Origin of the sequence: Pseudomonas sp. R3-56 (assembly GCF_051132075.1) — a bacterium.
Classification (GTDB): Bacteria; Pseudomonadota; Gammaproteobacteria; order Pseudomonadales; family Pseudomonadaceae; genus Aquipseudomonas.
The window spans coordinates 4231872-4255737 of the sequence record NZ_CP071657.1 but is presented as its reverse complement, the minus strand read 5'-3'; the positions used below and the strand labels follow the sequence as shown (position 1 = coordinate 4255737).

Below are 23866 nucleotides of genomic sequence, written 5' to 3'. Positions count from 1 at the left end.
TTAGGCGCAGGCGTAATGGCCCTGTAGGAGTAGCACAACTTATGCCCTTGTCCCTGGCAGATCGATTTGTGCGTCCAATAGAGCCATGAAAGCCCGTGCAGCGTTCGACAGCGTCCTTTCGGTGTGCAGGATATAGCCTAGCTGGCGACTGAGCTGTATGCCCGGCAAAGGCACACGCGCCACTTGATCATCAAGCATCGTGCGCGGCAAAACGCTCCAGGCCAGGCCGATGGACACCATCATCTTTATGGTTTCCAGATAATTCGTGCTCATTGCGATGTTCGGCGTCAGGCCCTGGGCTTCGAACAGCCGCTGCACGATGTGATGGGTAAACGTGTTGCCTCCCGGGAAAACCGCCGGATGAAGGGCGATGTCCGCCAGGCTGACCGCGCTGTTTTCCAGCAGGGCGTGTTCCGGCGCCACCACGAAATCCAGCGGGTCGTCCCACACCGGGGTGGCCCGTACGAGCGTGTGGGGCTCGGGGGCCAGGGTGATGACCGCCAGTTCCGCCCGGCCGTGGAGAATTTCCTCGTAGGCCACTTCCGAATCCAGGAACTGAATATCCAGTGCCACCTGGGGGTAGCGTCGGGTGAACTCCCGCAATAGTGGTGGCAGCCGGTGCAAGCCGATATGGTGGCTGGTGGCGAGGGTCAGGCGCCCGGTCACTTCGCCGGTCAGGTTGGTCAGGGCGCGGCGGGTGTCGTCCAGCACGTTGAGGATCTGATAGGCCCGTGGCAGCAGGGCCCGACCGGCTTCGGTCAGGCTCACTTCCCGGCCGAGACGGTCGAACAGGCGCACGTTGAGCTGCTGCTCGAGGCCGGCGATACGCTTGCTGATGGCCGGTTGCGTCAGGTGCAGGCGTTCACCGGCACCGGAAAAACTGCCGGTTTCAGCAATGGCAATAAAGGCATTGAGGTTGGCGAGGTCCATGGCGTTTCTGGTCGGATTCCAGTTGGTTATGCAAAGCATGAAAAATATGAATTTGAGTTATTTAATGTAGCCTCTTACCATCAGCCTCACAAGCCAAGGGGTTATTGATCCGCTCAGGACCCAGGGCATAGAAACAAGCTGATGAGGAAACCGTCTGATGGCCGGCAAAACGCTCTACGACAAGCTCTGGGATTCGCATTTGGTCAAGCAGCGCGACGATGGCTCGGCGCTGATCTACATCGACCGTCACATCATTCACGAAGTGACCTCGCCGCAAGCCTTCGAAGGTTTGCGTCTGGCCGGGCGCAAGCCTTGGCGCATCGATGCCAACATCGCGACCCCGGACCACAACGTGCCGACCACGCCGGAGCGCAAGGGTGGCATCGAAGCCATTGCCGACCAGGTTTCGCGCCTGCAAGTCCAGACCCTTGACGACAACTGTGATGAATACGGCATCGTCGAATTCAAGATGAATGACGTCCGCCAGGGCATCGTCCACGTGATCGGCCCGGAGCAGGGCGCGACCTTGCCGGGCATGACCGTGGTCTGTGGTGACTCGCATACTTCGACCCACGGCGCCTTCGGTGCGCTGGCCCATGGTATCGGTACTTCGGAGGTCGAGCACGTGCTCGCCACCCAGTGCCTGGTCGCCAAGAAAATGAAAAACATGCTGGTGCGCGTCGAGGGCAAGCTGCCTTTCGGCGTGACCGCCAAGGACATCGTCCTGGCCGTGATCGGCAAGATCGGCACCGCCGGCGGTAACGGCCACGCCATCGAGTTCGCTGGCAGCGCGATCCGCGATTTGTCCGTCGAAGGCCGCATGACCATTTGCAACATGTCCATTGAAGCCGGCGCGCGCGTCGGGTTGGTGGCTGCCGATGAAAAAACCGTGGAATACGTCAAGGGCCGGCCGTTCTCTCCCAAAGGCGCCGAATGGGACATGGCGGTCGAAGCCTGGAAAGATCTGGTCTCCGACCCGGACGCCAGGTTCGACACCGTGGTCGAGCTCGACGCGACGCAGATCAAGCCGCAAGTCAGTTGGGGCACTTCGCCGGAAATGGTCCTGGCCGTGGACCAGAACGTGCCGGATCCGGCCAAGGAAATGGACCTGGTCAAGCGTGACTCCATCGTCCGCGCCTTGAAATACATGGGCCTGAGCGCCAACCAGGCGATCACCGACATTCAGCTCGACCGTGTGTTCATCGGTTCCTGCACCAACTCGCGGATCGAAGACTTGCGCGCCGCCGCCGTGATCGCCAAGGGCCGCAAGGTTGCCTCGACGATCAAGCAGGCGATCGTGGTGCCGGGCTCGGGGCTGGTGAAAGCCCAGGCCGAAGCGGAAGGGCTGGACAAGATTTTCCTCGAGGCCGGTTTCGAATGGCGCGAGCCAGGCTGCTCGATGTGCCTGGCGATGAACCCGGATCGCCTGGAGTCGGGCGAGCACTGCGCCTCGACGTCCAACCGAAACTTCGAAGGCCGCCAGGGCGCCGGTGGGCGTACGCACCTGGTGAGCCCGGCGATGGCCGCCGCCGCTGCCGTCAACGGCCGTTTTGTCGATGTCCGCGAATTGATCTGAAGGAGCGCAGCATGAAAGCTTTCACCCAGCACACCGGTCTTGTCGCGCCTTTGGATCGTGCCAACGTCGACACCGACCAGATCATCCCCAAGCAATTCCTGAAGTCCATCAAACGCACCGGCTTCGGCCCGAACCTGTTTGACGAATGGCGTTACCTGGATGTGGGCCAGCCGTACCAGGACAACTCCAAGCGGCCGTTGAACAAGGACTTCGTGCTCAATGCCGCGCGTTACCAAGGCGCCAGCGTATTGCTGGCCCGCGAGAACTTCGGTTGCGGCTCGAGCCGCGAGCACGCGCCATGGGCCCTGGAAGAGTACGGTTTTCGCAGCATCATCGCGCCGAGCTACGCCGACATCTTCTTCAACAACAGCTTCAAGAACGGCCTGCTGCCGATCATTCTCAGCGATGCCGAAGTGGACGAGCTGTTCCAGCAGGTCGAGGCCAACCCTGGCTATCAACTGCAGATCGACCTGGCGGCCCAGACCGTGACCCGTCCCGACGGCAAGGTGCTGGGTTTTGAAATCGACGCGTTCCGCAAGCACTGCCTGCTCAACGGCCTGGACGACATCGGCCTGACCCTGCAGGACGGCGAGGCGATTGCCGCGTTCGAAGCCAAGCACCGGGCGAGCCAGCCTTGGTTGTTTCGTGATGCTTGATTGATGTGAGATTGATGTAGTCAGTTCTGGCCTCTTCGCGAGCAGGCTCGCTCCCACAGGGACGCCGCAAATCCAGTGTGGGAGCGAGCCCGCTCGCGAAGACGGCGGTGCTGACATCACAAGGCTACAGCCCAAAAGGAAGTCCCCATGACCAGCACCGCCCACAGCCAAGTCGTACAAAAGCAATTCGGCGAACAGGCCTCGGCCTACCTGAGCAGCGCCGTGCACGCCCAGGGCGCCGAATTCGTGCTGCTGCAGGCCGAGCTGGCCGGTCACGCCAATGCCCGTGTGCTGGACCTGGGCTGTGGCGCCGGGCATGTGAGCTTCCATGTGGCGCCGCTGGCCGGCGAGGTGGTGGCCTACGACCTGTCCCAGCAGATGCTCGACGTGGTTGCCGCGGCGGCGGCCGAGCGTGGCCTGGGCAATATCGGCACGGTACGTGGCGCCGCCGAGCGGCTGCCGTTCGCCGACGGCGAGTTCGACTTCGTGTTCAGTCGCTATTCGGCGCATCATTGGAGTGACGTGGGCCTGGCTTTGCGGGAAGTGCGCCGGGTGCTCAAGCCGGGCGGCGTAGCGGCGTTCATTGATATCCTGTCGCCGGGCATGCCGCTGCTTGATACCTACCTGCAAAGCGTCGAAGTGCTGCGCGACACCAGCCATGTGCGCGACTATTCGGCTGCCGAGTGGTTGCAGCAGGTCAGCGACGCGGGGCTGCACACCCGTAGCACCTCGCGCCAGCGTCTGCGCCTGGAATACCGTTCGTGGGTCGAGCGCATGCGTACTCCGGAGGTAATGCGGGCGGCGATTCTCGAGCTGCAGCGCTCGATGGGCGATGAAGTGCGTGAATATTTTCAGATTGAGGCCGATGGATCGTTCAGCACGGATGTACTGGTGCTGTGGGCCGAGCGATAGCATTTTTCCCGGCTAGCCCAAGGGCGCCGACTGTTAATGAGGAAAGCATGAGCAAGCAGATTCTGATTCTCCCAGGTGATGGCATCGGCCCGGAAATCATGGCCGAGGCGGTCAAGGTCCTGGAGCTGGCGAACGCCAAGTACGGCCTGGGCTTCGAACTCAGCCACGACGTGATCGGTGGCGCCGCCATCGACAAGCACGGCGTGCCGCTGGCCGATGAAACCCTGGACCGTGCCCGTGCCGCCGATGCCGTGCTGCTGGGCGCCGTGGGCGGGCCGAAATGGGACAAGATCGAACGCGACATCCGCCCCGAGCGCGGGCTGCTGAAGATCCGCGCGCAACTGGGCCTGTTCGGCAACCTGCGTCCGGCGATCCTTTATCCGCAACTGGCCGATGCATCGAGCCTGAAGCCGGAAATCGTCTCCGGCCTGGACATCCTCATCGTGCGTGAGCTGACCGGCGGTATCTACTTCGGTGCCCCGCGCGGTACCCGTGAGCTGGAAAACGGCGAGCGCCAGGCCTACGACACCCTGCCGTACAGCGAAAGCGAAATCCGCCGTATCGCCCGGGTCGGCTTCGACATGGCCCGCGTGCGTGGCAAGAAGCTGTGCTCGGTGGACAAGGCCAACGTGCTGGCGTCCAGCCAACTGTGGCGCGAAGTGGTCGAGCAGGTGGCCAAGGATTATCCGGACATCGAGCTGAGCCACATGTACGTCGACAACGCCGCGATGCAACTGGTGCGCGCGCCGAAGCAGTTCGATGTGATCGTCACCGACAACATGTTCGGCGACATCCTGTCCGACGAAGCGTCGATGCTCACCGGTTCCATCGGCATGCTGCCGTCGGCCTCCCTGGATGCCAACAACAAAGGCATGTACGAGCCGTGCCACGGTTCGGCGCCGGACATTGCCGGGCAGGGCATTGCCAACCCGTTGGCGACCATCCTGTCGGTGTCGATGATGCTGCGCTACAGCTTCAACTTGAACGATGCCGCCGACGCGATTGAAAAAGCCGTCAGCGTGGTCCTGGACCAGGGCTTGCGCACCGGTGACATCTGGTCACAAGGTTGCACCAAGGTCGGTACGCAGCAAATGGGCGATGCAGTAGTCGCGGCGCTGCGGAATCTGTAATCTTTCGGGCCCACTGCTTCGACGGTGGCCCACTTTTGTATAGGTGTAGTTGCGATGAAACGTGTAGGTCTGATCGGTTGGCGCGGCATGGTCGGTTCCGTGCTCATGCAGCGAATGCTGGAAGAGCAGGATTTCGATCTCATTGAGCCGGTGTTTTTCACCACCTCCAACGTCGGTGGCCAGGGCCCGTCCGTGGGCAAGGACACTGGTGTGCTCAAGGATGCCTACAGTATCGAAGAGCTCAAGACCCTCGACGTGATCCTGACCTGCCAGGGCGGCGACTACACCAGCGAAGTGTTCCCCAAGCTGCGTGAAGCCGGCTGGCAGGGTTACTGGATCGACGCCGCTTCCAGCCTGCGCATGCAGGATGACGCGGTGATCATCCTCGACCCGGTCAACCGCAAGGTCATCGACCAGCAACTGGACGCAGGCACCAAGAACTACATCGGCGGCAACTGCACCGTCAGCTTGATGCTGATGGGCCTGGGCGGGCTGTTCGAGGCTGGTCTGGTCGAGTGGATGAGCGCCATGACCTATCAGGCGGCCTCCGGTGCCGGCGCGCAGAACATGCGTGAACTGATCAAGCAGATGGGCGCGACCCACGCCGCTGTCGCCGATGACCTGGCCAACCCCGCCAGCGCCATCCTCGACATCGACCGCAAGGTCGCCGAGGCGATGCGCAGCGATGCCTACCCGACCGAGAACTTCGGCGTGCCGCTGGCTGGCAGCCTGATCCCGTGGATCGACAAGGAACTGCCTAACGGCCAGAGCCGTGAAGAGTGGAAGGCCCAGGCCGAAACCAACAAGATCCTCGGTCGCTTCAAGAGCCCGATCCCGGTGGACGGCATCTGTGTGCGCATCGGCGCCATGCGTTGCCATAGCCAGGCGCTGACCATCAAGCTGAACAAGGACGTGCCGATCGCCGACATCGAAGGGTTGATCAGCCAGCACAACCCTTGGGTCAAGCTGGTGCCGAACAACCGCGAAACCAGCATTCAAGAGCTGAGCCCGACCAAGGTCACCGGCACCCTGAACGTGCCGGTGGGCCGTCTGCGCAAACTGAACATGGGTTCGCAATTCGTCGGCGCTTTCACCGTCGGCGACCAGCTGCTGTGGGGCGCGGCCGAACCGCTGCGCCGCATGCTGCGGATCCTGCTCGAGCGTTGATCGGTTGCTGCTGTTGAAGAACCCGTGCCTTGCGAGAGGCACGGGTTTTTTTATATTGGTTTGGTGAAGTCTCCGTGGCGAGGGAGCTTGCTTCCGCTGGGCTGCGCAGCAGCCCCAAAAATTCTGGCGGTTGCTACGCAACCGAGCGGGAGCAAGCTCCCTCGCCACGAGTTCTCTTGTGTCCAATTGCTTGCCCGCCGACCACCCGGTAAAGTGCCGCTCCCCACGTTTTACCTGAGGTAGACCCATGAGCCAGTCCTTTGATATTGCCGTGATCGGCGCCACCGGTACTGTCGGCGAAACCCTGGTGCAGATCCTCGAAGAACGGGATTTTCCGATCGGCACCCTGCACCTGCTGGCGAGCAGCGAATCGGCGGGAAGCTCGGTGCTGTTTCGCGGCAAGAACGTGCGGGTGCGCGAGGTCGATGAATTCGATTTCGGCAAGGTCCAACTGGTGTTCTTCGCCGCCGGCCCGGCGGTCACCCTTAGTTTTGCACCACGCGCCACGGCCGCCGGTTGTGCACTGATCGACCTCTCCGGCGCGCTGCCGCCGGAGCAGGCGCCGCAGATCGTGCCAGAGGCCAACGCCCGGTTGCTGGCCGGCCTGAGCAAACCGTTCCAGGTCAGCAGCCCCAGCGCCTCGACCACTGCGCTCGCCGTGGTGCTGGCGCCGCTGCGCGATTGCCTGGACCTGCAACGCATCAGCCTGACCGCCAGTCTCGCCGTCTCCGCCCAGGGGCGCGCAGCGGTGAGCGAGTTGGCGCGCCAGACCGCCGAGTTGCTCAATGCCCGTCCGCTGGAGCCGAAATTCTTCGATCGGCAGATGGCGTTCAACCTGCTGGCCCAGGTCGGTGTCCCGGATGAGCAGGGTCATACGCTGCTGGAGAAGCGCCTGGTCCGCGAGCTGCGCCAAGTGCTTGCGCAACCTTTGTTAAAGATTTCCGTCACTTGCATTCAAGCGCCGGTGTTTTTCGGCGATAGCTTTAGCGTGACCGTACAGTCCGCGAGCGCTGTTGACCTGGCGAAGGTCAACGCAGCCCTGGAGGCGGCGCCCGGCATTGAGCTGGTGGAGGCGGGTGACTACCCGACGCCGGTGGGCGATGCGGTCGGCCAGGATGTGGTTTATGTCGGGCGTGTGCGCGGTGGCGTGGACGATCCGGCGGAACTGAATCTGTGGCTGACGGCGGATAACGTGCGCAAGGGCGCGGCGCTCAATGCCGTGCAGGTGGCTGAGTTGTTGATAAAAGACTTGCTGTAAAAGATACTTGGCAACAATTTGTCGAATGAGTCTAGCTGGGCGCTATGCTTGGCCAGAGTGCTGAAGGCGAACCTCCTCCCCGGGGCGTCCTCGGGCATGAGTGAAACGATCGCGCGCGCCGTCGCTTCGGGGCTGCGCGCAATGCCTTACGGCAGCGGCATCAACACCTTCTCGCTGGCCGAGGAATGTTCAAACAAAGGAAGAGGCTATGGTTCAAGTTCGCAAACTGGTGTTAGCAATAGCGGCCGCCTCGGCGCTGTCCTCCGGTATGGCGCAAGCGCTCGGGCTCGGGGAGTTGACCCTGAAGTCGCCGCCGAACCAGCCTTTGGTCGCCGAGATCGAGCTGCTCGATGTCCAGCAACTGACCGCCGCCGAAGTCGTGCCGAGCCTGGCGCCCCCAGAAGAGTTCGCCAAGGCGGGCATTGACCGCCAAGCCTTCCTCAATGACCTGAGCTTCACCCCGGTGATCAACGCCAACGGCCGCAGTGTCCTGCGGGTGACGTCCAGCCGGCCGCTGTCCGAGCCGATGGTCAAGTTCCTGGTGCAGGTGATGTGGCCCAACGGCCGCTTGCTGCGCGACTACAGCGTGCTGCTCGATCCGTCCAAATTCTCGCCGCAGGCCGCCGATGCTGCGCGGGCGAAGCCGTCCCAAGCGGTTTCCACACCGGTCACCGGGGCCACCAAGCCGTCCCAATACACCACCACGCCGCGCGACACCCTGTGGGAAATCGCCGCCAAGGTGCGAAACGGTGGATCGGTGCAACAGACCATGCTGGCGATTCAGGCGCTGAACCCGAACGCCTTCATCAACGGCAATATCAACCTGCTCAAGACCGGCCAGGTGCTGCGCCTGCCGGATCCGGTGCAAAGCACGGCGCTGCCGCAACCCCAGGCCATCGCCGAAGTGGCTGCACAGAACGCCGCCTGGCGCCAGGGGCGTCGGGGTGTGGCGGGTAACGGCCGGCAGCAGTTGGACGCGACCAAGCGGGGCGCTGCCGAGGGCGCGCCAGCCCAGGCCGCCGCGCGCGACAACCTGAGCCTGGTTTCCGCCGAGTCGGCGAAGGCCGGCGCCAAGGGCAAGGGCGCTGCCGGTGATGCCCAGGCACTGAGCAACCAGCTTGCAGTGACCCAGGAAAGCCTGGATGCGGCTCGTCGCGACAACGAAGAACTGAAAAGCCGCATGGCCGACTTGCAGAGCCAGCTGGACAAGCTGCAGCGCCTGATCGAGCTGAAGAACAACCAACTGGCGAAAATGCAGGCTGATGGCGCTGCTGTACCGCCTACTGGCGAGTCGACCCCGACGATGTCGGCCGAGCTGACCCCGACGCCGTCGGCGCAGCCACCGGCGCCAACACCAGCACCCGAGGCCGCCCCGGAAGCGACGCCGCCCGCCGCACCGGTCGAGCCGACAGCTGCCGCTTCCGATGAAAAGAAATACAACGACCTGCTGACCAATCCGATCCTCCTGGGGCTGGTTGGCGGTGGCGCGTTGATCCTGTTGCTGCTTCTGTTGCTGCTTGCCCGTCGCCGCAAGGCCCAGCAGGAAGCCGAGAAACATCTGCGCATGGCCCGAGCCCTCGAGGAGGAGGCCGACTTCTCCCCGGAGCTCGATCTGCCCCCGAGCAGCTTCGAGGGCATTGAGGTTCCACCACCCAGCGTAAAACTCGAACCCAAGCCAGCCCCGGCGCCAGCGCCCAAGCCGGCTCCGGTGATTGCGCCAGTGATTGTCACGCCGCCTATCGCCGCACCGTTGGTGGCCCCGGCCGCCGATCGTTCCGACGACGTGCTGCCTCAGGCCCAGTCGCACATCGACCGCGGTCGCTTGAACCAGGCGGCCGATCTGCTGGAGCAAGGCATCAAGGCTGAGCCTCAGCGCAGCGATCTGCGTCTGAAGTTGATGGAAGTCTACGGCCAACAGGGCGATCGAGACGCCTTTGTTGCCCAGGAACGCCAACTGGTCGCCAATGGTGAAAACTACGCCCAGGTCGAACAGCTCAAGAGCCGTTTCCCGGCCATGGCGGTCGCCGCTGGCGCAGGCCTGGCAGCCGCAGCCGTGGCTGCCGAACTGGATGCGCAGTACGTCAAGGAACTGCTGGAAGACAAGCCGGCGACCGATGAAGAACTCGACAACGCTTTTGACCTGAGCCTGGACGACTTTGATACGACGCCCGCAGCGCCGGCACCCGAGCCGCTCAACGAACTGGACGCGTTTCCGGAAGACGATGACCTGAGTTTCGAGTCGGTGCTCAAGCAGCAGACCGAGGCCAACGAAAGCCTCGACGACCTGTCGGAGTTCGACCTGGACCTGGGCGCCGACGCTCCGGCACCCGCGCTGGAGGACGAAGATTTCCTGCTGGGCCTGGAGGATGACCTCAAGGGCCTGGACGTCCCGGCCGCCGAAACGCCGGCCCTGAACGACACCCCGGCCGACGATCTGGAGCTGCCGGCGGATTTCGACCTGTCCCTGGCGGACGAAATGGATGCCCATGACCAGCCCAAGGATGCCTTCGAATCCGAGCTGGACGATGTCAACGCCGAGCTGGATCGTTTGTCCGACAGCCTCGGTCAGCCGACCTTCACGGCCGATGATGCCTTGGCAACTGCTGATGACGAGCCGGATTTCGACTTCCTCAGCGGCACCAACGAAGTGGCAACCAAGCTCGATCTGGCCCAGGCCTACATCGACATGGGCGACGACGACGGCGCCCGGGATATCCTGGGTGAAGTCCTCAACGAAGGCGATGCCACGCAGAAGAGTGAAGCGCAGGAAATGTTGTCGCGCCTTGCTTGAGGTGATTGGTTAAACAACAACGGCAGCCGGTGAGGCTGCCGTTTTTGTTTGCAGATCATTGACGCTGCTCTTGTGGCGAGGGAGCTTGCTCCCGCTCGAGTGCGCAGCGCTCGCAAAAAAATAGCGGCCGCACCAAGTGAGGGGCTGCTGCGCAGCCCAGCGGGAGCAAGCTCCCTCGCCACAAAGGCTAGACCTTTGAGCACAGACCACCGGTTGCACTGGCATCCCGCCCCGCCCGCCTTATAATGCCCGCCTTTGCGTACCTCAGCAGGCTGTAATTCCTTGGCAAACATAGACAACCCGGCCGCAGAAATGGCGGCTGACGGCTTTTTCCGGATCGCTCTGGGCGTTGAATACAAGGGCTCGCGCTATCGCGGCTGGCAGCGTCAGGCCTCCGGTGTCCTGACGGTGCAGGAAACCCTTGAAAATGCCCTGTCCAAAGTCGCCGACTCGCCCGTGTCGCTGCATTGCGCCGGGCGTACCGATGCCGGCGTGCATGCGTGCGGGCAGGTGGTGCATTTTGATACCCAGGTCGAGCGCTCGATGAAGGCCTGGGTCATGGGCGCCAATATCAACTTGCCGCACGATGTCAGCGTCAGTTGGGCCAAGGCCATGCCGGCGCATTTCCATGCACGCTTCAAGGCCATCGCCCGGCGTTATCGCTATGTGATCTACAACGACCAGATCCGCCCGGCGCACCTGAACGAAGAAATCACCTGGAACCACCGCCCGCTGGACGTCGAACGCATGGCCGAGGCTGCGCAATATCTGGTCGGCGTCCACGACTTCAGCGCCTTCCGCGCCGGTCAATGCCAGGCCAAATCGCCGATCAAGGAGCTGCATCACTTGCGCGTGACCCGTCACGGCAAGATGATCGTGCTCGACATCCGTGCCAGCGCCTTCCTGCATCACATGGTGCGCAACATCGCCGGCGTGCTGATGACCATCGGCGCAGGCGAGCGACCGGTGGAGTGGATCAAGGAAGTACTGGAAAGCCGCATCCGTCGTTCCGGTGGCGTCACGGCGCATCCGTTTGGCCTGTACCTGGTGCAGGTGGAATATCACGATGAATTCGAACTGCCGGAGCGTTACATCGGGCCGCATTTCCTGACAGGCTTCTCGGAACTCGACGGCTGACGCCTTCCGTTGCATTTGTTACCATCCGGGACTTTCATGGAATTGCCTGAGGTTTTCACCATCATGCCGGTCGTTCGCAGCAAGATATGCGGGATCACTCGCGTCGAGGACGCGCTGGCGGCGGTCGAGGCTGGGGCGGACGCCATCGGGCTGGTGTTTTACGCCAAGAGTCCGCGGGCGGTGACGGTGCAGCAGGCGAGGGCGATCATCCAGGCCTTGCCGCCATTCGTGGCGCCGGTCGGTCTGTTCGTCAACGCCAGCCGTTGCGAGCTGGGCGAGATACTCGATGCGGTGCCGTTGGCGCTGTTGCAGTTCCATGGCGACGAGACGCCAGCCGATTGTGAAGGCTGGCATCGCCCTTATATCAAGGCCCTGCGGGTCAAGGCCGGCGACGACATCGCCGCGGCTTGCGAGGCCTTTGCCGGTGCCAGCGGGATCTTGCTGGACACCTACGTCGAGGGCGTTCCCGGCGGGACCGGCGAAGCGTTCGACTGGTCGCTGGTCCCGCAAGATCTTGCCAAGCCGATCATCCTCGCCGGTGGCCTGACGGCGGACAACGTGGCGGCAGCCATTGCCCAGGTCCGCCCCTATGCGGTGGACGTCAGTGGTGGTGTGGAGCAGGCCAAGGGCCTCAAGGATCCGGCAAAGATTCGCGCATTCATGGCCGCTGTGCGCAGCAGTCAGTAGTCAATGTGACGGCTGGCAGACTGCCGCCGTCCATACCTGCACTGTACAAAGCAGGCAGGCGCCGCCTCCGGGCGGGCCGATAGCGTAGTGGCAATCGCCGTGCAGCGATTGTCGGGATGGCAGGGGATGGTGGGGCTGGACGCAGGTCATGTTTCGCGCTGACCGCGACGGTCCGCAACCCTCGCCGCACAATGAATTTGAGCTCAAGGGCATACGCGGGGCCGCGAACCAGAGCGTTCGGGCCGCCGGTACTGGAGAAAGAAGCATGAGCAACTGGTTGGTAGACAAACTGATCCCTTCGATCATGCGTTCCGAGGTGAAGAAAAGCTCGGTGCCTGAAGGTCTGTGGCACAAATGTCCATCCTGCGAAGCGGTGCTTTACCGCCCGGAGCTGGAAAAGACCCTGGACGTTTGCCCCAAGTGCAACCACCACATGCGCATCGGCGCGCGTGCCCGTATCGATATTTTCCTCGACGCCGAAGGCCGTGTTGAACTGGGCGCCGAACTGGAGCCCGTGGACCGCCTGAAATTCCGCGACGGCAAGAAATACAAGGACCGCCTGACCGCCGCCCAGAAACAGACCGGCGAAAAAGACGCGCTGGTGTCCATGAGCGGCACCCTGCTGGGGATGCCGGTGGTGGTGTCGGCGTTCGAGTTCTCCTTCATGGGCGGTTCCATGGGCGCCATCGTCGGCGAGCGCTTCGTTCGCGCCGCCAACCATGCCTTGGAAAACCGTTGCCCGATGATCTGCTTCGCCGCCTCCGGCGGTGCGCGGATGCAGGAAGCGCTGATCTCGCTGATGCAAATGGCCAAGACCTCCGCGGTACTGGCGCGTCTGCGTGAAGAAGGCATTCCGTTCATTTCGGTACTGACCGACCCGGTCTACGGCGGCGTCTCCGCCAGCCTGGCGATGCTCGGTGATGTGATTGTCGGCGAGCCGAAAGCGCTGATCGGCTTTGCCGGCCCTCGCGTGATCGAACAGACCGTGCGGGAAAAACTGCCGGAAGGTTTCCAGCGCAGTGAATTCCTGCTTGAGCACGGCGCCATCGACATGATCATTCACCGTCAGGAACTGCGCCCGCGCCTGGGCAACCTGCTGGCGCAATTGATGGGCCTGCCGACGCCGAAGTTCGTCGCCACGCCGATCGAGCCGATCGTGGTTCCGCCGGCGCCTGCTGGCCTATGACCCAACGTACCCTGGGCGACTGGCTTGCCTACCTTGAGCAGTTGCATCCATCCGCCATCGACATGGGGTTGGAGCGCTCGCAAGCGGTAGCGTCCCGCATGGGACTGGCCAAACCGGCGCCCCGGGTCATCACGGTTACCGGCACCAATGGCAAGGGTTCGACCTGCGCCTTCCTGGCTTCGCTGTTGCGGGGCCAGGGCCTGAGTGTCGGTGTCTACAGTTCGCCGCACCTGCTGCGCTACAACGAGCGGGTGCAGGTCAATGGCATCGAAGCCTCTGATGCCGAGCTGTGCGAAGCCTTCGCGGCGGTGGAAGCCGGGCGGGGCGAGACTTCCCTGACGTATTTCGAAATGGGCACGCTGGCGGCGTTCTGGTTGTTCGCCCGTGCCGGTCTGGACGCCGTCGTGCTGGAAGTCGGCCTGGGCGGGCGGTTGGACGCGGTCAACCTGGTGGATGCGGACATCGCGCTGGTCACCAGTATCGGCGTGGACCATGCCGATTACCTGGGCGATACCCGCGAATCCGTGGCTTACGAGAAAGCCGGCATCTTCCGCCCGGGCGCGCCTGCGCTGTGTGGCGACCTTGACCCACCGCAGCCCTTGCTCGACAAGGTTCGCGAGCTTGATTGCCGATTTTTTCTGCGTGGGCGGGATTTCGACCTGGCCATGACCGAGCAGCACTGGCAATGGCGCGGCAGTGACGCCAAGGGCAACCCGGTGGAGCTGCATGACCTGCCGCTCCTGGACCTGCCGATGGAAAACGCTGCGCTGGCGCTTCAGGCCTATTTGCTCGCGGATCTGCCGTGGGACGCGGAACGGATTGTCCAGGCGTTGCAGGCGACTCGCGTCGTCGGTCGTCTTGATCGTCGTTCGTTCGATTGGCAGGGCAAGCGTCTCAACCTGCTGCTCGATGTCGGCCACAACCCCCATGCGGCCCAGTACCTGGCGGAGCGTCTGGCGCGGCGGCCGGTGCCGGGCAAGCGCCTGGCGGTGTTCGGGCTGCTGTCGGACAAGGACCTCGATGGCGTGGTCGATGCCTTGGGTGCTACTGTCCAGCACTGGGCCGTCGCTCCGCTGGATTCGCCGCGTTCCCGTCCGGCCAGCGAGTTGCAGGCAGCCTTGCAGGGTCGTGGCGCTTCGGTTGATGCTTACGCCAGTGTGGCCGACGCGTTGGAAGGGCAGTGCGCCCTGGCGACGGCCGACGACGAGATTCTGTTGTTCGGATCATTTTTTTGCGTAGCCGAGGCCCTTCAATGGTTGGCCCGGCGTTCCTCGGAGGAAGCTGCAGATGGCATTGCTGGATAAGGCGTACAAGCAGCGCATGGTCGGGGCCCTGGTGTTGGTGGCCCTGGCGGTGATCTTCCTGCCGATGCTGTTTTCCCGTCAGGACGAGCAGCGCCAGGTCACGGTCGATGCACCCGCCGCGCCCCAGGCGCCCGCCGTGCCGCCGGTGCAGGTCGAACCGGTGGCGGTGCCCGAGCCGCAAGCATTGCCTCAGGAACCTGTTCCGAGTGACGAGGAACTGGCCCAGGAACCTGCCGCGCCGTCTGGGCCCATTGCGCCCGCGCCGACCGCACCGGCTCCGGCCACGCCGAGCAAACCGGCTGCCGCGCCAACGCCTGTTCCAGCGGCGCCGGCAGTCAAGCCGGCCCCAACCCAGCCGATCACGGCGGCACCGAAACCGGACACCACGCAAAGCCGCGTCGATGCCAATGGCCTGTCGGTCAGTTGGTCGGTGCAACTGGCCAGCCTGACCAGCCGTGAAAGCGCGGAAAAACTGCAGAAGAACCTGCGCAGCCAAGGTTATAACGCCTATATCCGTTCCGCCGATGGCAAAAATCGGGTGTTTGTCGGTCCGCTGATCGAGCGTGCGGAGGCTGACCGCCTGCGCGACTTGCTCAATCGCCAGCAAAACCTCAAGGGTTTCGTGGTGCGCTTCCAGCCGGAGCGTGGTTGAACGCCATTTGGCTGATTTGAATCACGCAGCTTACCGACAGCCCTGCGCTCTGCTAAAATGCGCCGCCTTATCCGTCTGTAGGCTGCACCGTGCCATTTACCTGGGTTGACTGGGCGATTGTTGCAATCGTCGCCATCTCTGCATTGATCAGTCTGAGTCGCGGCTTCGTCAAGGAAGCGCTCTCGCTGCTGACCTGGATCATTGCGGGAGTCGTGGCCTGGATGTTTGGTGGCTCGCTGTCCCAGTACCTCGCCGGATACATCGAAACACCGTCGGCCCGCGTCATCGCGGGCTGTGCCATCTTGTTTATCGCCACCTTGCTGGTTGGCGCAATGATCAATTATCTGATCGGCGAACTGATTCGCGTCACCGGGCTTTCCGGGACGGACCGGTTCCTGGGCATGGCCTTCGGTGCGGCGCGTGGCGCGTTGCTGGTGGTCGTGGCCGTCGGGCTGTTGAGCCTGGGGCCGGTACAGCAGGATACGTGGTGGCAGGAGTCCCGGCTCGTGCCACAATTTCTATTGGTCGCAGACTGGTCCAAGAACCTGATCCTGGGTTGGAGCAGTCAGTGGCTTGCCAGCGGTATCAGCGTACCCGCTGAAATACCGTTCAAGGAACAACTCTTGCCGATGGCCAAAACGCCGCAGTGAGTGTTGTTCAGTTCAGATCCATTAAGTAGGGGTTGCGTCGCATGTGTGGCATCGTCGGTATCGTCGGTAAGTCGAACGTCAATCAGGCGCTGTATGACGCGCTAACCGTGCTCCAGCACCGCGGCCAGGACGCTGCCGGTATCGTGACCAGCCATGACGGCCGGTTGTTCCTGCGCAAGGACAATGGCCTGGTGCGTGACGTGTTCCATCAGCGTCACATGCAGCGCCTGGTCGGCCACATGGGTATCGGCCATGTGCGCTACCCGACAGCGGGCAGCTCGACCTCGGCCGAGGCCCAGCCGTTCTACGTCAACTCGCCGTACGGCATCACCCTGGCGCACAACGGCAACCTGACCAACGTCGAGCAGTTGGCCAAGGAAATCTACGAATCCGATCTGCGTCACGTCAACACCAGTTCCGACTCGGAAGTGATGCTCAACGTGTTCGCCCACGAGCTGGCCCAGCGCGGCAAGCTGCAGCCAACCGAAGAAGACGTGTTCGCCGCCGTAACCGACGTGCATAACCGTTGTGTCGGCGGCTACTCGGTAGTGGCGATGATCACCGGCTACGGCATCGTCGGTTTCCGCGACCCCCATGGCATCCGTCCGATCGTGTTCGGCCAGCGCCACACCGACGAAGGCGTCGAGTACATGATCGCCTCCGAGAGCGTGTCCCTGGACGTGCTGGGCTTCACTCTGATTCGCGACCTGGCACCGGGCGAAGCGGTCTACATCACTGAAGACGGCAAGCTTTTCACCCGCCAGTGCGCGACCAACCCGAGCCTGACCCCGTGCATCTTCGAACACGTCTACCTGGCGCGTCCGGACTCGATCATCGACGGTATCTCGGTCTACAAGGCGCGCCTGCGCATGGGCGAGAAACTGGCCGACAAGATCCTGCGCGAGCGTCCGGACCACGACATCGACGTGGTCATCCCGATCCCGGATACCAGTCGCACCGCGGCCCTGGAACTGGCCAACCACCTGGGCGTGAAGTTCCGCGAAGGCTTCGTGAAGAACCGCTACATCGGCCGCACCTTCATCATGCCGGGCCAGGCCGCGCGGAAAAAATCCGTACGCCAGAAGCTCAACGCCATCGAGCTGGAATTTCGCGGCAAGAACGTGATGCTGGTGGACGACTCCATCGTGCGCGGCACTACCTGCAAGCAGATCATCCAGATGGCCCGCGAAGCCGGCGCCAAGAACGTGTATTTCTGCTCCGCGGCCCCGGCCGTGCGTTACCCGAACGTCTACGGCATCGACATGCCGAGTGCCCACGAGCTGATCGCTCATAACCGCACGACCCAGGAAGTGGCCGACCTGATCGGCGCCGACTGGTTGATCTACCAGGACCTGCCGGACCTGATCGAAGCGGTCGGTGGTGGCAAGATCAAGATCGAGCAGTTCGATTGCGCGGTATTCGACGGCAAGTACGTTACCGGCGATATCGACGAGGTCTATCTGAACCGGATCGAGAACGCCCGTAACGATGCGTCCAAAGCCAAGACCCAGGCGGTCAGCGCGATCATCGATCTGTACAACAACTGAGTAACGAACCGGCCCCGAGGGGCCGGTTTGCGTTCAAGCGATAGAAGGAGTGGCAGCATGAGTCAGGATTGGGATGCCGGTCGGCTGGACAGCGACCTTGAGGGTGTAGCGTTCGATACCCTGGCGGTTCGCGCGGGCCAGCACCGTACACCGGAAGCCGAGCATGGCGATCCGATGTTCTTCACCTCCAGCTACGTCTTCCGCACCGCTGCCGACGCCGCGGCGCGATTTGCCGGTGAAGTGCCGGGCAACGTCTATTCGCGTTATACCAATCCCACCGTGCGGGCTTTCGAGGAGCGCATCGCCGCCCTGGAAGGCGCCGAGCAAGCGGTTGCCACCGCCACCGGCATGGCCGCGATCATGGCCGTGGTCATGAGCCTGTGCAGCGCTGGTGATCATGTACTGGTGTCGCGCAGCGTCTTCGGCTCGACCATCAGCCTGTTTGAAAAGTACTTCAAGCGCTTCGGTGTCGAAGTCGACTACGTGCCGCTGGCGGATTTGTCGGGTTGGGATGCGGCAATCAAGGCCAACACCAAACTGTTGTTCGTCGAATCGCCGTCCAACCCGCTCGCCGAGCTGGTGGATATCGCCGCGTTGGCGGAAATAGCCCACGCCAAAGGCGCCATGCTGGTGGTCGACAACTGCTTCTGCACGCCGGCGCTGCAACAGCCGCTCAAGCTGGGTGCGGACGTGGTGGTGCATTCGGCCACCAAGTTCATCGACGGTCAGGGTCGTTGCATGGGTGGCGTTGTTGCCGGTCGTGGCGAGCAGATGAAAGAAGTGGTGGGTTTCCTGCGCACCGCCGGGCCGACCCTCAGCCCGTTCAACGCCTGGATCTTCCTCAAGGGCCTGGAAACCCTCGGCCTGCGGATGAAAGCGCATTGTGCCAACGCTCAGGTCCTGGCCGAGTGGCTGGCACAGCAGGACGGCATCGAGAAAGTCCATTACGCCGGCCTCAAGAGTCATCCGCAACATGAGCTGGCGGCGCGTCAGCAGCGTGGTTTTGGCGCGGTGGTGAGTTTCGAAGTCAAGGGCGGCAAAGAGGGCGCCTGGCGCTTCATCGATGCCACCCGGTTGATTTCCATCACCGCGAACCTGGGTGACAGCAAGACCACCATCACGCACCCAAGCACCACCTCTCACGGGCGTCTCTCGCCGCAAGAGCGTGAAGCAGCGGGCATCCGTGACAGCCTGATCCGCGTCGCGGTCGGCCTGGAAGACGTAGCGGACCTGCAAGCCGACCTGGCCCGCGGGTTGGCGGCCTTGTGATCGAGCTGGCAACGCCGCCGAGCGGTACTCATGGCCGGGTTGCCTTGGTAACGGGTGCGGCACGGGGGATCGGCCTGGGCATTGCCGCCTGGCTGATCTGCGAAGGTTGGCAGGTCGTCTTGACCGACCTGGACCGCCAGCGCGGCTCCAGAGTGGCGAAGGCCCTGGGCGACAATGCCTGGTTCATCGGCATGGACGTGGCGGATGAAGGGCAGGTCGCCACCGGCATCGCCGAAGTGCTCGGGCAGTTCGGCCGGCTCGACGCGCTGGTGTGCAACGCGGCCATTGCCGACCCGCACAACATCACCCTGGAAAGCCTCGACCTGGCTCACTGGAACCGGGTCCTGGCGGTGAACCTGGGCGGGCCGATGCTGTTGGCCAAGCATTGCGCGCCTTACCTGCGTGCCCATAACGGCGCCATCGTCAACCTGGCCTCGACCCGCGCCGCGCAATCGGAGCCCGACACCGAGGCTTATGCGGCGAGCAAGGGTGGCCTGCTGGCGCTGACCCATGCCCTGGCGATCAGCCTTGGGCCGGAGATCCGCGTCAACGCCGTCAGCCCCGGCTGGATCGATGCGCGAGACCCCTCGCAACGTCGTGCGCAGCCGTTGACCGACGCCGATCATGCCCAGCATCCGGCGGGCAGGGTAGGCACGGTGGAGGACGTGGCGGCGATGGTGGCGTGGCTGTTGTCGCGCAACGCCGGTTTTGTTACCGGGCAGGAGTTTGTCGTGGACGGTGGCATGACCAAGAAAATGATCTACGAGTGAAAGGCTGCCCGCGCGTTGTTTGAACTGTTTTTAAAAAAACTTCAACGCTGCTATTGACTTAGCATCGGTACCTGCGTAAATTTCGCGGCCTCAACGCAGCAAAGGGTGATTAGCTCAGCCGGGAGAGCGTCTGCCTTACAAGCAGAATGTCGGCGGTTCGATCCCGTCATCACCCACCATGTTTCTTGAGAGTCTTGCGAAAGCAAGATGGAAGCTGTCAAAAGCCTCCACCGACGCGCAGCGGTAGTTCAGTCGGTTAGAATACCGGCCTGTCACGCCGGGGGTCGCGGGTTCGAGTCCCGTCCGCTGCGCCATATTTTCCGAAGCAGGTTCACCTGGTTCGAGATCCAAGCCTTCGGGTTTTGATCAGACGAGTTAACTGGACGCAAGTCCACAGCGATACGCAGCGGTAGTTCAGTCGGTTAGAATACCGGCCTGTCACGCCGGGGGTCGCGGGTTCGAGTCCCGTCCGCTGCGCCATATCTGCTTCGAGGCCCACTGAACGCCTTGAAGCTAAGAAGAAAGCTGAAAAGCTTCTTCCAATCGATAGCAAAGACCCTGGTCGAAAGACCGGGGTTTTTTGTTTCTGGGATTTGAAGATTGGAACAAGCCCCTGTGGCGAGGGAGCTTGCTCCCGCTGGGCTGCAAAGCAGCCCTTCGGTGAAATGTCGAACTCGCCTCAGAACCCCAACCGATCCCGCAACCCGTAATACCAGGCCCCCATCGCCGCAAACGGCGTACGCAACAACTGCCCGCCCGGGAACGGGTAGTGAGGCAGGTCCGCAAACGCATCAAAACGCTCCGCCTGACCTCGCAGTGCCTCGGCCAGGACCTTGCCCGCCAGATGCGTATACGTCACGCCATGGCCACTGCAGCCCTGGGAATAATAAATGTTATCCCCCAGCCGTCCGACCTGCGGAAGACGCGACAGTGTCAGCAGGAAATTTCCGGTCCAGGCGTAATCGATCTTCACATCCTTGAGCTGCGGAAACGCCTTGAGCATCTTCGGCCGGATGATCGCTTCGATATTCGCCGGATCCCGCGCGCCGTACACCACGCCGCCACCGAAGATCAGACGCTTGTCGCCTGTCAGCCGGTAGTAATCGAGCAAGTAGTTGCAGTCTTCGACGCAATAATCCTGGGGCAGCAGACGTTGAGCCAGCTCATCGCCCAGCGGCTCGGTGGCAACCACCTGCGTACCGCAAGGCATGGACTTGGCCGCCAGCTCAGGCACCAGATTGCCCAGGTAAGCATTACCCGCCACGATAATGAACTTGGCCCTGACCTTGCCCTGCGGGGTATGCACAACCGGACTGGCGCCGCGCTCGATGCGCACCGCCGGCGACTGTTCATAAATCACCCCGCCCAGCGACTCGACCGCCGCCGCTTCGCCCAAGGCCAGGTTGAGCGGATGAATATGCCCGCCGCTCATGTCCAGCATCCCGCCGACATACTCGTCGCAAGCCACCACCTCGCGGATACGCCGCTGATCCAGCAGTTCCAGCTGGGTATGCCCGAAACGCTCCCATAAACGCTTCTGCGACTCCAGATGGCCCATCTGCTTGGCGGTGAGAGCGGCGAACACACCGCCGTCCTTCAGATCACACTGAATCTGATACTTCGCCACCCGCTCACGAATGATCCGGCCACCCTCGAACGCCATGTTGCCCAGTAACTGCGCCTGCTGAGGGCCGACACTGCGTTCGATCACATCAATGTCGCGGCTATAGCTGTTGACGATCTGCCCGCCGTTACGACCCGAGGCGCCAAAGCCGACCCTGGCCGCCTCGACAACCGTGACCTTGAAGCCATGCTCCAGCAGAAACAATGCAGAAGACAACCCCGTATAACCCGCACCGATGACGCAGACATCGGTTTCGACGTCGTCCTGCAGGGCAGGGCGCGACGGCGCCGGATTCGCCGATGCGGCGTAATAGGACGCTGGGTAGGATGTGTTCGCCATTCTGGAACCTCTGTTTTATATTTTTTACGAATGCGCCGATCCTACCCGAGATAAAAATCCGCCGCCAGCCGGCGCAAATCTTCGTCGCGTTGGCGCAATTAAATATTTTGCATATTCATAGGGTTAGGTGAAAAAAAGGTGTTGACACCCTTTTGGAATTCCGTAGAATGCCGCCTCACAGCAGGCACGTAGCTCAGTTGGTTAGAGCACCACCTTGACATGGTGGGGGTCGTTGGTTCGAGTCCAATCGCGCCTACCAAACAAAATCCGCTCTGCTGGGCGGTCTAGAAGGGCTCACCGAAAGGTGGGCCCTTTTTTGCGTCTGGGGTTTTTTAAAGCTGCGACGTAGGAGGTTTCTGAAAATCTCTACAAAGGCACTCATCTGGCCCCAGGGCCCTCGCCATAAATTTTTTATCCCGTTACGCTCTGAATGTGTTGAAGAAAGAGTTTGGTAAGCCGGTGGATTAGGCGTATCGCTGGCATTAAATACCAACTGCTCGGTGCCATTTGAGCCTTGATTTCGCTGTATAGCATTTGAGCAATTCGGTAGATTTGGTGACGTTATGACAGAAGCAGCCCAAAGCAAAGGCTCTTGGTCGGGGCCGATCATCGCTATGACTATGGTTGCGGCATGCTTGGTCATGACTGATCAAATGGCATTTGCGGAAGTAGCGCCAGCCAAGCAGCAGCGAAGCGGACCCAGGCGAACGTGCAGGATCTTGTGGAAATGTTGTTGGTGAACTGAGCAAGCTCGAAGCCGACATGAGTAAATACACTAGAATTTTGTGTGAGAAGGACTTTCCAGAACGCCATTTGGAAAACCATCTTTTTGGCTTGATCGCAGACAACCTGAGGTTCGCAGAGAAGAAACTTCTTGAAGTCGGCACTCCGGTCGGGCACGAAAAAGACTTCAATACGCTGCTTCGAGCTGTAGCGAAGGCGCGCTCGGTCGCGGCAATTAATGATTCCCTGATACGACAGCGCACGATTGTTCCGAATGTCATCGAAGGTGATGTCGACTTGGACGGCCTGAAAGATCTGACGGCTCGCAACACACAGCGTCTGATCGATCAAGTCGAAGCTATTCGGGTCGAAATCCATCCTGAGTTGCGGGTTGATATTGAGTTTGCACTCGCAGCCCATCCTTTAGCACTAGACCAAATAATCAAGGATTTACCGTTTGAGGGAAAACGAGGACCGACCACGATAGTGATACGGTCCGATTAGCGGTCTATCCCCGATTTTCCGCCGGCAAAGCCAAACCAGGCAACGGTTAACGCGACGTAGACGAACATGAATATCAGCGCCTCAAACAGGCGCATCGCTGATAAACGTTAAGGGGGATCACTTTCTCTAGGCCGAACGAGAGAGGCTACATTCATGCTCGTAGTGGCAAATTAATGGTGCTAAATTCTGCGCATCTGTCAAAGGAAACCATCACAGGAAGTGGACTATGAAAATCATCACCCTTGTACTGGCCGCAGTTCTCGCAGTCGCCTCTGTTTCTGCAATCGCTCACGGTGGCCGTACGGACAGCCAGGGCTGTCATAACGACAAGAAAGTTGGAACACGTCACTGCCACTGATCGCCGTAGGACTCCTGAGCCAGGGGCCGTTGACCGGGCCGAATCAGGAGGCTGCGTCTCGGCCTTCAAGAGGATCGCCCCTATTCAAGCGGTCTAGCATAGATCTGACGTTGCGGTCGACCATAAACTAGGGGATGGAGAGAGGCGAAGGCGGGATTGACTGTGCGGGTGAGGCTGAGTACGCCAACAACATCAAGGAGTGGCAATGCACAAAGACACCTGGCTAGACGACTGTCGCCAGTGGTGCCAGCGGATAAAATTTCTATCGGAAGATGTGGAGTGGTCCGAAAAGCCCTCCCACAGCGGATGGCTTGAAGCTACCAGCATGCTGCTGGATGATCGTCGCGTTACCATTCCGCATCTGTACTTCAAGGGCGAGTTTCAGCCTGGGAGGATGGGCGAGCGGGTTAGTTATGGGCTTATGTACCGGGAGGGCAAGGAAAAGCGCCGCGTTTTCATGCTTGAGGTTTGGCCAGAGCATGAGCGATCCCATAGAGAAAAAGGAATGGACATGTTCGGGGCTCACCTTCATCTTGGTGACGAGCGTTTGGCTCAAGTGACGAAAAAGGTCCGGTCGTCCATCAGTGGTGCCACCGAGCGCCGGTGGGTTGAGCGATTCGTGCGACACGCTAGAATTGTGAGCAGCAGTGGTCGTTCAATATCGGCTCCTTTCGAGGATGATCTATTTGGGTGAGG

Annotated in this window: 21 protein-coding genes and 4 tRNA genes; 23 read left to right on the top strand and 2 right to left on the bottom strand. The window is 61.8% G+C overall.

Annotated features, from left to right (window positions below; translation table 11 throughout):
- Positions 1-39 precede the first annotated feature (39 nt).
- Positions 40-930 (bottom strand): LysR family transcriptional regulator, encoded by an 891-nt coding sequence (locus J3P96_RS19305; protein ID WP_434569215.1) that lies wholly within the window; start codon positions 928-930, stop codon positions 40-42.
- A 157-nt stretch (positions 931-1087) separates the two neighbouring features.
- Between J3P96_RS19305 and leuC the strand changes: the two genes are divergently transcribed.
- From leuC to J3P96_RS19210, 19 genes are all read left to right on the top strand, one after another.
- Positions 1088-2506, top strand: coding sequence for a 3-isopropylmalate dehydratase large subunit (leuC, locus tag J3P96_RS19300; RefSeq protein WP_305495827.1), 1419 nt, complete (start codon positions 1088-1090; stop codon positions 2504-2506).
- A gap of 11 nt (positions 2507-2517) precedes the next feature.
- A complete protein-coding gene (gene leuD / locus J3P96_RS19295) occupies positions 2518-3162 on the top strand; it encodes a 3-isopropylmalate dehydratase small subunit (protein WP_434624928.1) in 645 nt (214 codons plus the stop codon).
- A gap of 147 nt (positions 3163-3309) precedes the next feature.
- Positions 3310-4074 (top strand): class I SAM-dependent methyltransferase, encoded by a 765-nt coding sequence (locus J3P96_RS19290; RefSeq protein WP_434653010.1) that lies wholly within the window; start codon positions 3310-3312, stop codon positions 4072-4074.
- Between the two features lie 47 nt (positions 4075-4121).
- Positions 4122-5204 (top strand): 3-isopropylmalate dehydrogenase, encoded by a 1083-nt coding sequence (gene leuB, locus J3P96_RS19285; RefSeq protein ID WP_434603483.1) that lies wholly within the window; start codon positions 4122-4124, stop codon positions 5202-5204.
- Positions 5205-5258: 54 nt separating this feature from the next.
- Positions 5259-6371, top strand: a complete 1113-nt coding sequence (gene asd / locus J3P96_RS19280; RefSeq protein ID WP_434569212.1) for an aspartate-semialdehyde dehydrogenase — start codon at positions 5259-5261, stop codon at positions 6369-6371.
- A 247-nt stretch (positions 6372-6618) separates the two neighbouring features.
- The gene (locus J3P96_RS19275; protein ID WP_434653008.1) at positions 6619-7629 is read left to right on the top strand and encodes an aspartate-semialdehyde dehydrogenase; all 1011 of its coding nucleotides are present in this window, start codon (positions 6619-6621) and stop codon (positions 7627-7629) included.
- A gap of 208 nt (positions 7630-7837) precedes the next feature.
- Positions 7838-10420, top strand: a complete 2583-nt coding sequence (locus tag J3P96_RS19270; protein ID WP_434653006.1) for a FimV/HubP family polar landmark protein — start codon at positions 7838-7840, stop codon at positions 10418-10420.
- Between the two features lie 312 nt (positions 10421-10732).
- Positions 10733-11557 carry a tRNA pseudouridine(38-40) synthase TruA gene (gene truA / locus J3P96_RS19265; protein WP_434605041.1) on the top strand — a complete coding sequence of 275 codons (825 nt, stop codon included), beginning with the start codon at positions 10733-10735 and terminating at the stop codon, positions 11555-11557.
- 63 nt (positions 11558-11620) lie between these two features.
- A complete protein-coding gene (locus J3P96_RS19260) occupies positions 11621-12244 on the top strand; it encodes a phosphoribosylanthranilate isomerase (RefSeq protein ID WP_434658263.1) in 624 nt (207 codons plus the stop codon).
- 265 nt (positions 12245-12509) lie between these two features.
- A complete protein-coding gene (gene accD / locus J3P96_RS19255; protein ID WP_305495819.1) occupies positions 12510-13430 on the top strand; it encodes an acetyl-CoA carboxylase, carboxyltransferase subunit beta in 921 nt (306 codons plus the stop codon).
- The gene (folC, locus tag J3P96_RS19250) at positions 13427-14734 is read left to right on the top strand and encodes a bifunctional tetrahydrofolate synthase/dihydrofolate synthase (RefSeq protein WP_434653004.1); all 1308 of its coding nucleotides are present in this window, start codon (positions 13427-13429) and stop codon (positions 14732-14734) included. The genes accD and folC overlap by 4 nt, the downstream gene beginning before the upstream one ends.
- Positions 14718-15386, top strand: a complete 669-nt coding sequence (locus J3P96_RS19245) for an SPOR domain-containing protein (protein ID WP_434653002.1) — start codon at positions 14718-14720, stop codon at positions 15384-15386. Before folC ends, J3P96_RS19245 begins: the two co-directional genes overlap by 17 nt.
- An 89-nt stretch (positions 15387-15475) precedes the next feature.
- On the top strand, positions 15476-16036 hold the full coding sequence (locus J3P96_RS19240) for a CvpA family protein (RefSeq protein ID WP_039593931.1): 561 nt from the start codon (positions 15476-15478) through the stop codon (positions 16034-16036).
- 41 nt (positions 16037-16077) lie between these two features.
- Entirely contained in the window at positions 16078-17583 is a 1506-nt protein-coding gene (gene purF, locus J3P96_RS19235) for an amidophosphoribosyltransferase (protein ID WP_434569205.1), read from the top strand.
- Between the two features lie 57 nt (positions 17584-17640).
- Positions 17641-18852, top strand: coding sequence for an O-succinylhomoserine sulfhydrylase (locus tag J3P96_RS19230; protein ID WP_434653000.1), 1212 nt, complete (start codon positions 17641-17643; stop codon positions 18850-18852).
- Positions 18849-19622 carry an SDR family oxidoreductase gene (locus tag J3P96_RS19225; RefSeq protein ID WP_305495812.1) on the top strand — a complete coding sequence of 258 codons (774 nt, stop codon included), beginning with the start codon at positions 18849-18851 and terminating at the stop codon, positions 19620-19622. The genes J3P96_RS19230 and J3P96_RS19225 overlap by 4 nt, the downstream gene beginning before the upstream one ends.
- Positions 19623-19725: 103 nt before the next feature.
- Positions 19726-19801: transfer RNA gene (locus J3P96_RS19220), tRNA-Val, on the top strand.
- Positions 19802-19859: 58 nt separating this feature from the next.
- Positions 19860-19936 (top strand) — tRNA-Asp (locus J3P96_RS19215).
- An 89-nt stretch (positions 19937-20025) separates the two neighbouring features.
- Positions 20026-20102: transfer RNA gene (locus J3P96_RS19210), tRNA-Asp, on the top strand.
- Between the two features lie 199 nt (positions 20103-20301).
- On the opposite strand, the gene J3P96_RS19205 is transcribed toward J3P96_RS19210, so the two are convergent.
- A complete protein-coding gene (locus tag J3P96_RS19205; RefSeq protein ID WP_434652998.1) occupies positions 20302-21585 on the bottom strand; it encodes an NAD(P)/FAD-dependent oxidoreductase in 1284 nt (427 codons plus the stop codon).
- Between the two features lie 182 nt (positions 21586-21767).
- On the opposite strand from J3P96_RS19205, the gene J3P96_RS19200 reads away from it, so the two are divergent.
- The 4 genes from J3P96_RS19200 (at position 21768) to J3P96_RS19185 (ending at position 23864) form a co-directional block, all read left to right on the top strand.
- A tRNA-Val gene (locus tag J3P96_RS19200) sits at positions 21768-21844 on the top strand.
- A gap of 503 nt (positions 21845-22347) precedes the next feature.
- Entirely contained in the window at positions 22348-22812 is a 465-nt protein-coding gene (locus J3P96_RS19195; RefSeq protein ID WP_434652996.1) for a hypothetical protein, read from the top strand.
- A gap of 226 nt (positions 22813-23038) precedes the next feature.
- Positions 23039-23170 (top strand): YHYH domain-containing protein, encoded by a 132-nt coding sequence (locus J3P96_RS19190; protein WP_434652995.1) that lies wholly within the window; start codon positions 23039-23041, stop codon positions 23168-23170.
- A 205-nt stretch (positions 23171-23375) separates the two neighbouring features.
- Positions 23376-23864: a hypothetical protein gene (locus J3P96_RS19185; RefSeq protein WP_434652993.1), complete on the top strand. Its 489-nt coding sequence runs from the start codon at positions 23376-23378 to the stop codon at positions 23862-23864.
- Positions 23865-23866: the final 2 nt, after the last annotated feature.

Excerpts from the sequence above, each read along its gene's own strand:
- J3P96_RS19275 (WP_434653008.1), top strand. The coding sequence starts at position 6,619 with ATGAGCCAGTCCTTTGATATTGCCGTGATCGGCGCCACCGGTACTGTC.
- purF (WP_434569205.1), top strand. The coding sequence starts at position 16,078 with ATGTGTGGCATCGTCGGTATCGTCGGTAAGTCGAACGTCAATCAGGCG.
- asd (WP_434569212.1), top strand. The coding sequence starts at position 5,259 with ATGAAACGTGTAGGTCTGATCGGTTGGCGCGGCATGGTCGGTTCCGTG.
- J3P96_RS19290 (WP_434653010.1), top strand. The coding sequence starts at position 3,310 with ATGACCAGCACCGCCCACAGCCAAGTCGTACAAAAGCAATTCGGCGAA.
- folC (WP_434653004.1), top strand. The coding sequence starts at position 13,427 with ATGACCCAACGTACCCTGGGCGACTGGCTTGCCTACCTTGAGCAGTTG.
- leuD (WP_434624928.1), top strand. The coding sequence starts at position 2,518 with ATGAAAGCTTTCACCCAGCACACCGGTCTTGTCGCGCCTTTGGATCGT.
- accD (WP_305495819.1), top strand. The coding sequence starts at position 12,510 with ATGAGCAACTGGTTGGTAGACAAACTGATCCCTTCGATCATGCGTTCC.
- J3P96_RS19185 (WP_434652993.1), top strand. The coding sequence starts at position 23,376 with ATGCACAAAGACACCTGGCTAGACGACTGTCGCCAGTGGTGCCAGCGG.
- J3P96_RS19230 (WP_434653000.1), top strand. The coding sequence starts at position 17,641 with ATGAGTCAGGATTGGGATGCCGGTCGGCTGGACAGCGACCTTGAGGGT.
- truA (WP_434605041.1), top strand. The coding sequence starts at position 10,733 with ATGGCGGCTGACGGCTTTTTCCGGATCGCTCTGGGCGTTGAATACAAG.
- J3P96_RS19205 (WP_434652998.1), bottom strand. The coding sequence starts at position 21,585 with ATGGCGAACACATCCTACCCAGCGTCCTATTACGCCGCATCGGCGAAT.
- J3P96_RS19305 (WP_434569215.1), bottom strand. The coding sequence starts at position 930 with ATGGACCTCGCCAACCTCAATGCCTTTATTGCCATTGCTGAAACCGGC.
- J3P96_RS19260 (WP_434658263.1), top strand. The coding sequence starts at position 11,621 with ATGCCGGTCGTTCGCAGCAAGATATGCGGGATCACTCGCGTCGAGGAC.
- J3P96_RS19190 (WP_434652995.1), top strand. The coding sequence starts at position 23,039 with ATGAAAATCATCACCCTTGTACTGGCCGCAGTTCTCGCAGTCGCCTCT.
- leuC (WP_305495827.1), top strand. The coding sequence starts at position 1,088 with ATGGCCGGCAAAACGCTCTACGACAAGCTCTGGGATTCGCATTTGGTC.
- J3P96_RS19195 (WP_434652996.1), top strand. The coding sequence starts at position 22,348 with ATGAGTAAATACACTAGAATTTTGTGTGAGAAGGACTTTCCAGAACGC.
- J3P96_RS19245 (WP_434653002.1), top strand. The coding sequence starts at position 14,718 with ATGGCATTGCTGGATAAGGCGTACAAGCAGCGCATGGTCGGGGCCCTG.
- J3P96_RS19270 (WP_434653006.1), top strand. The coding sequence starts at position 7,838 with ATGGTTCAAGTTCGCAAACTGGTGTTAGCAATAGCGGCCGCCTCGGCG.
- leuB (WP_434603483.1), top strand. The coding sequence starts at position 4,122 with ATGAGCAAGCAGATTCTGATTCTCCCAGGTGATGGCATCGGCCCGGAA.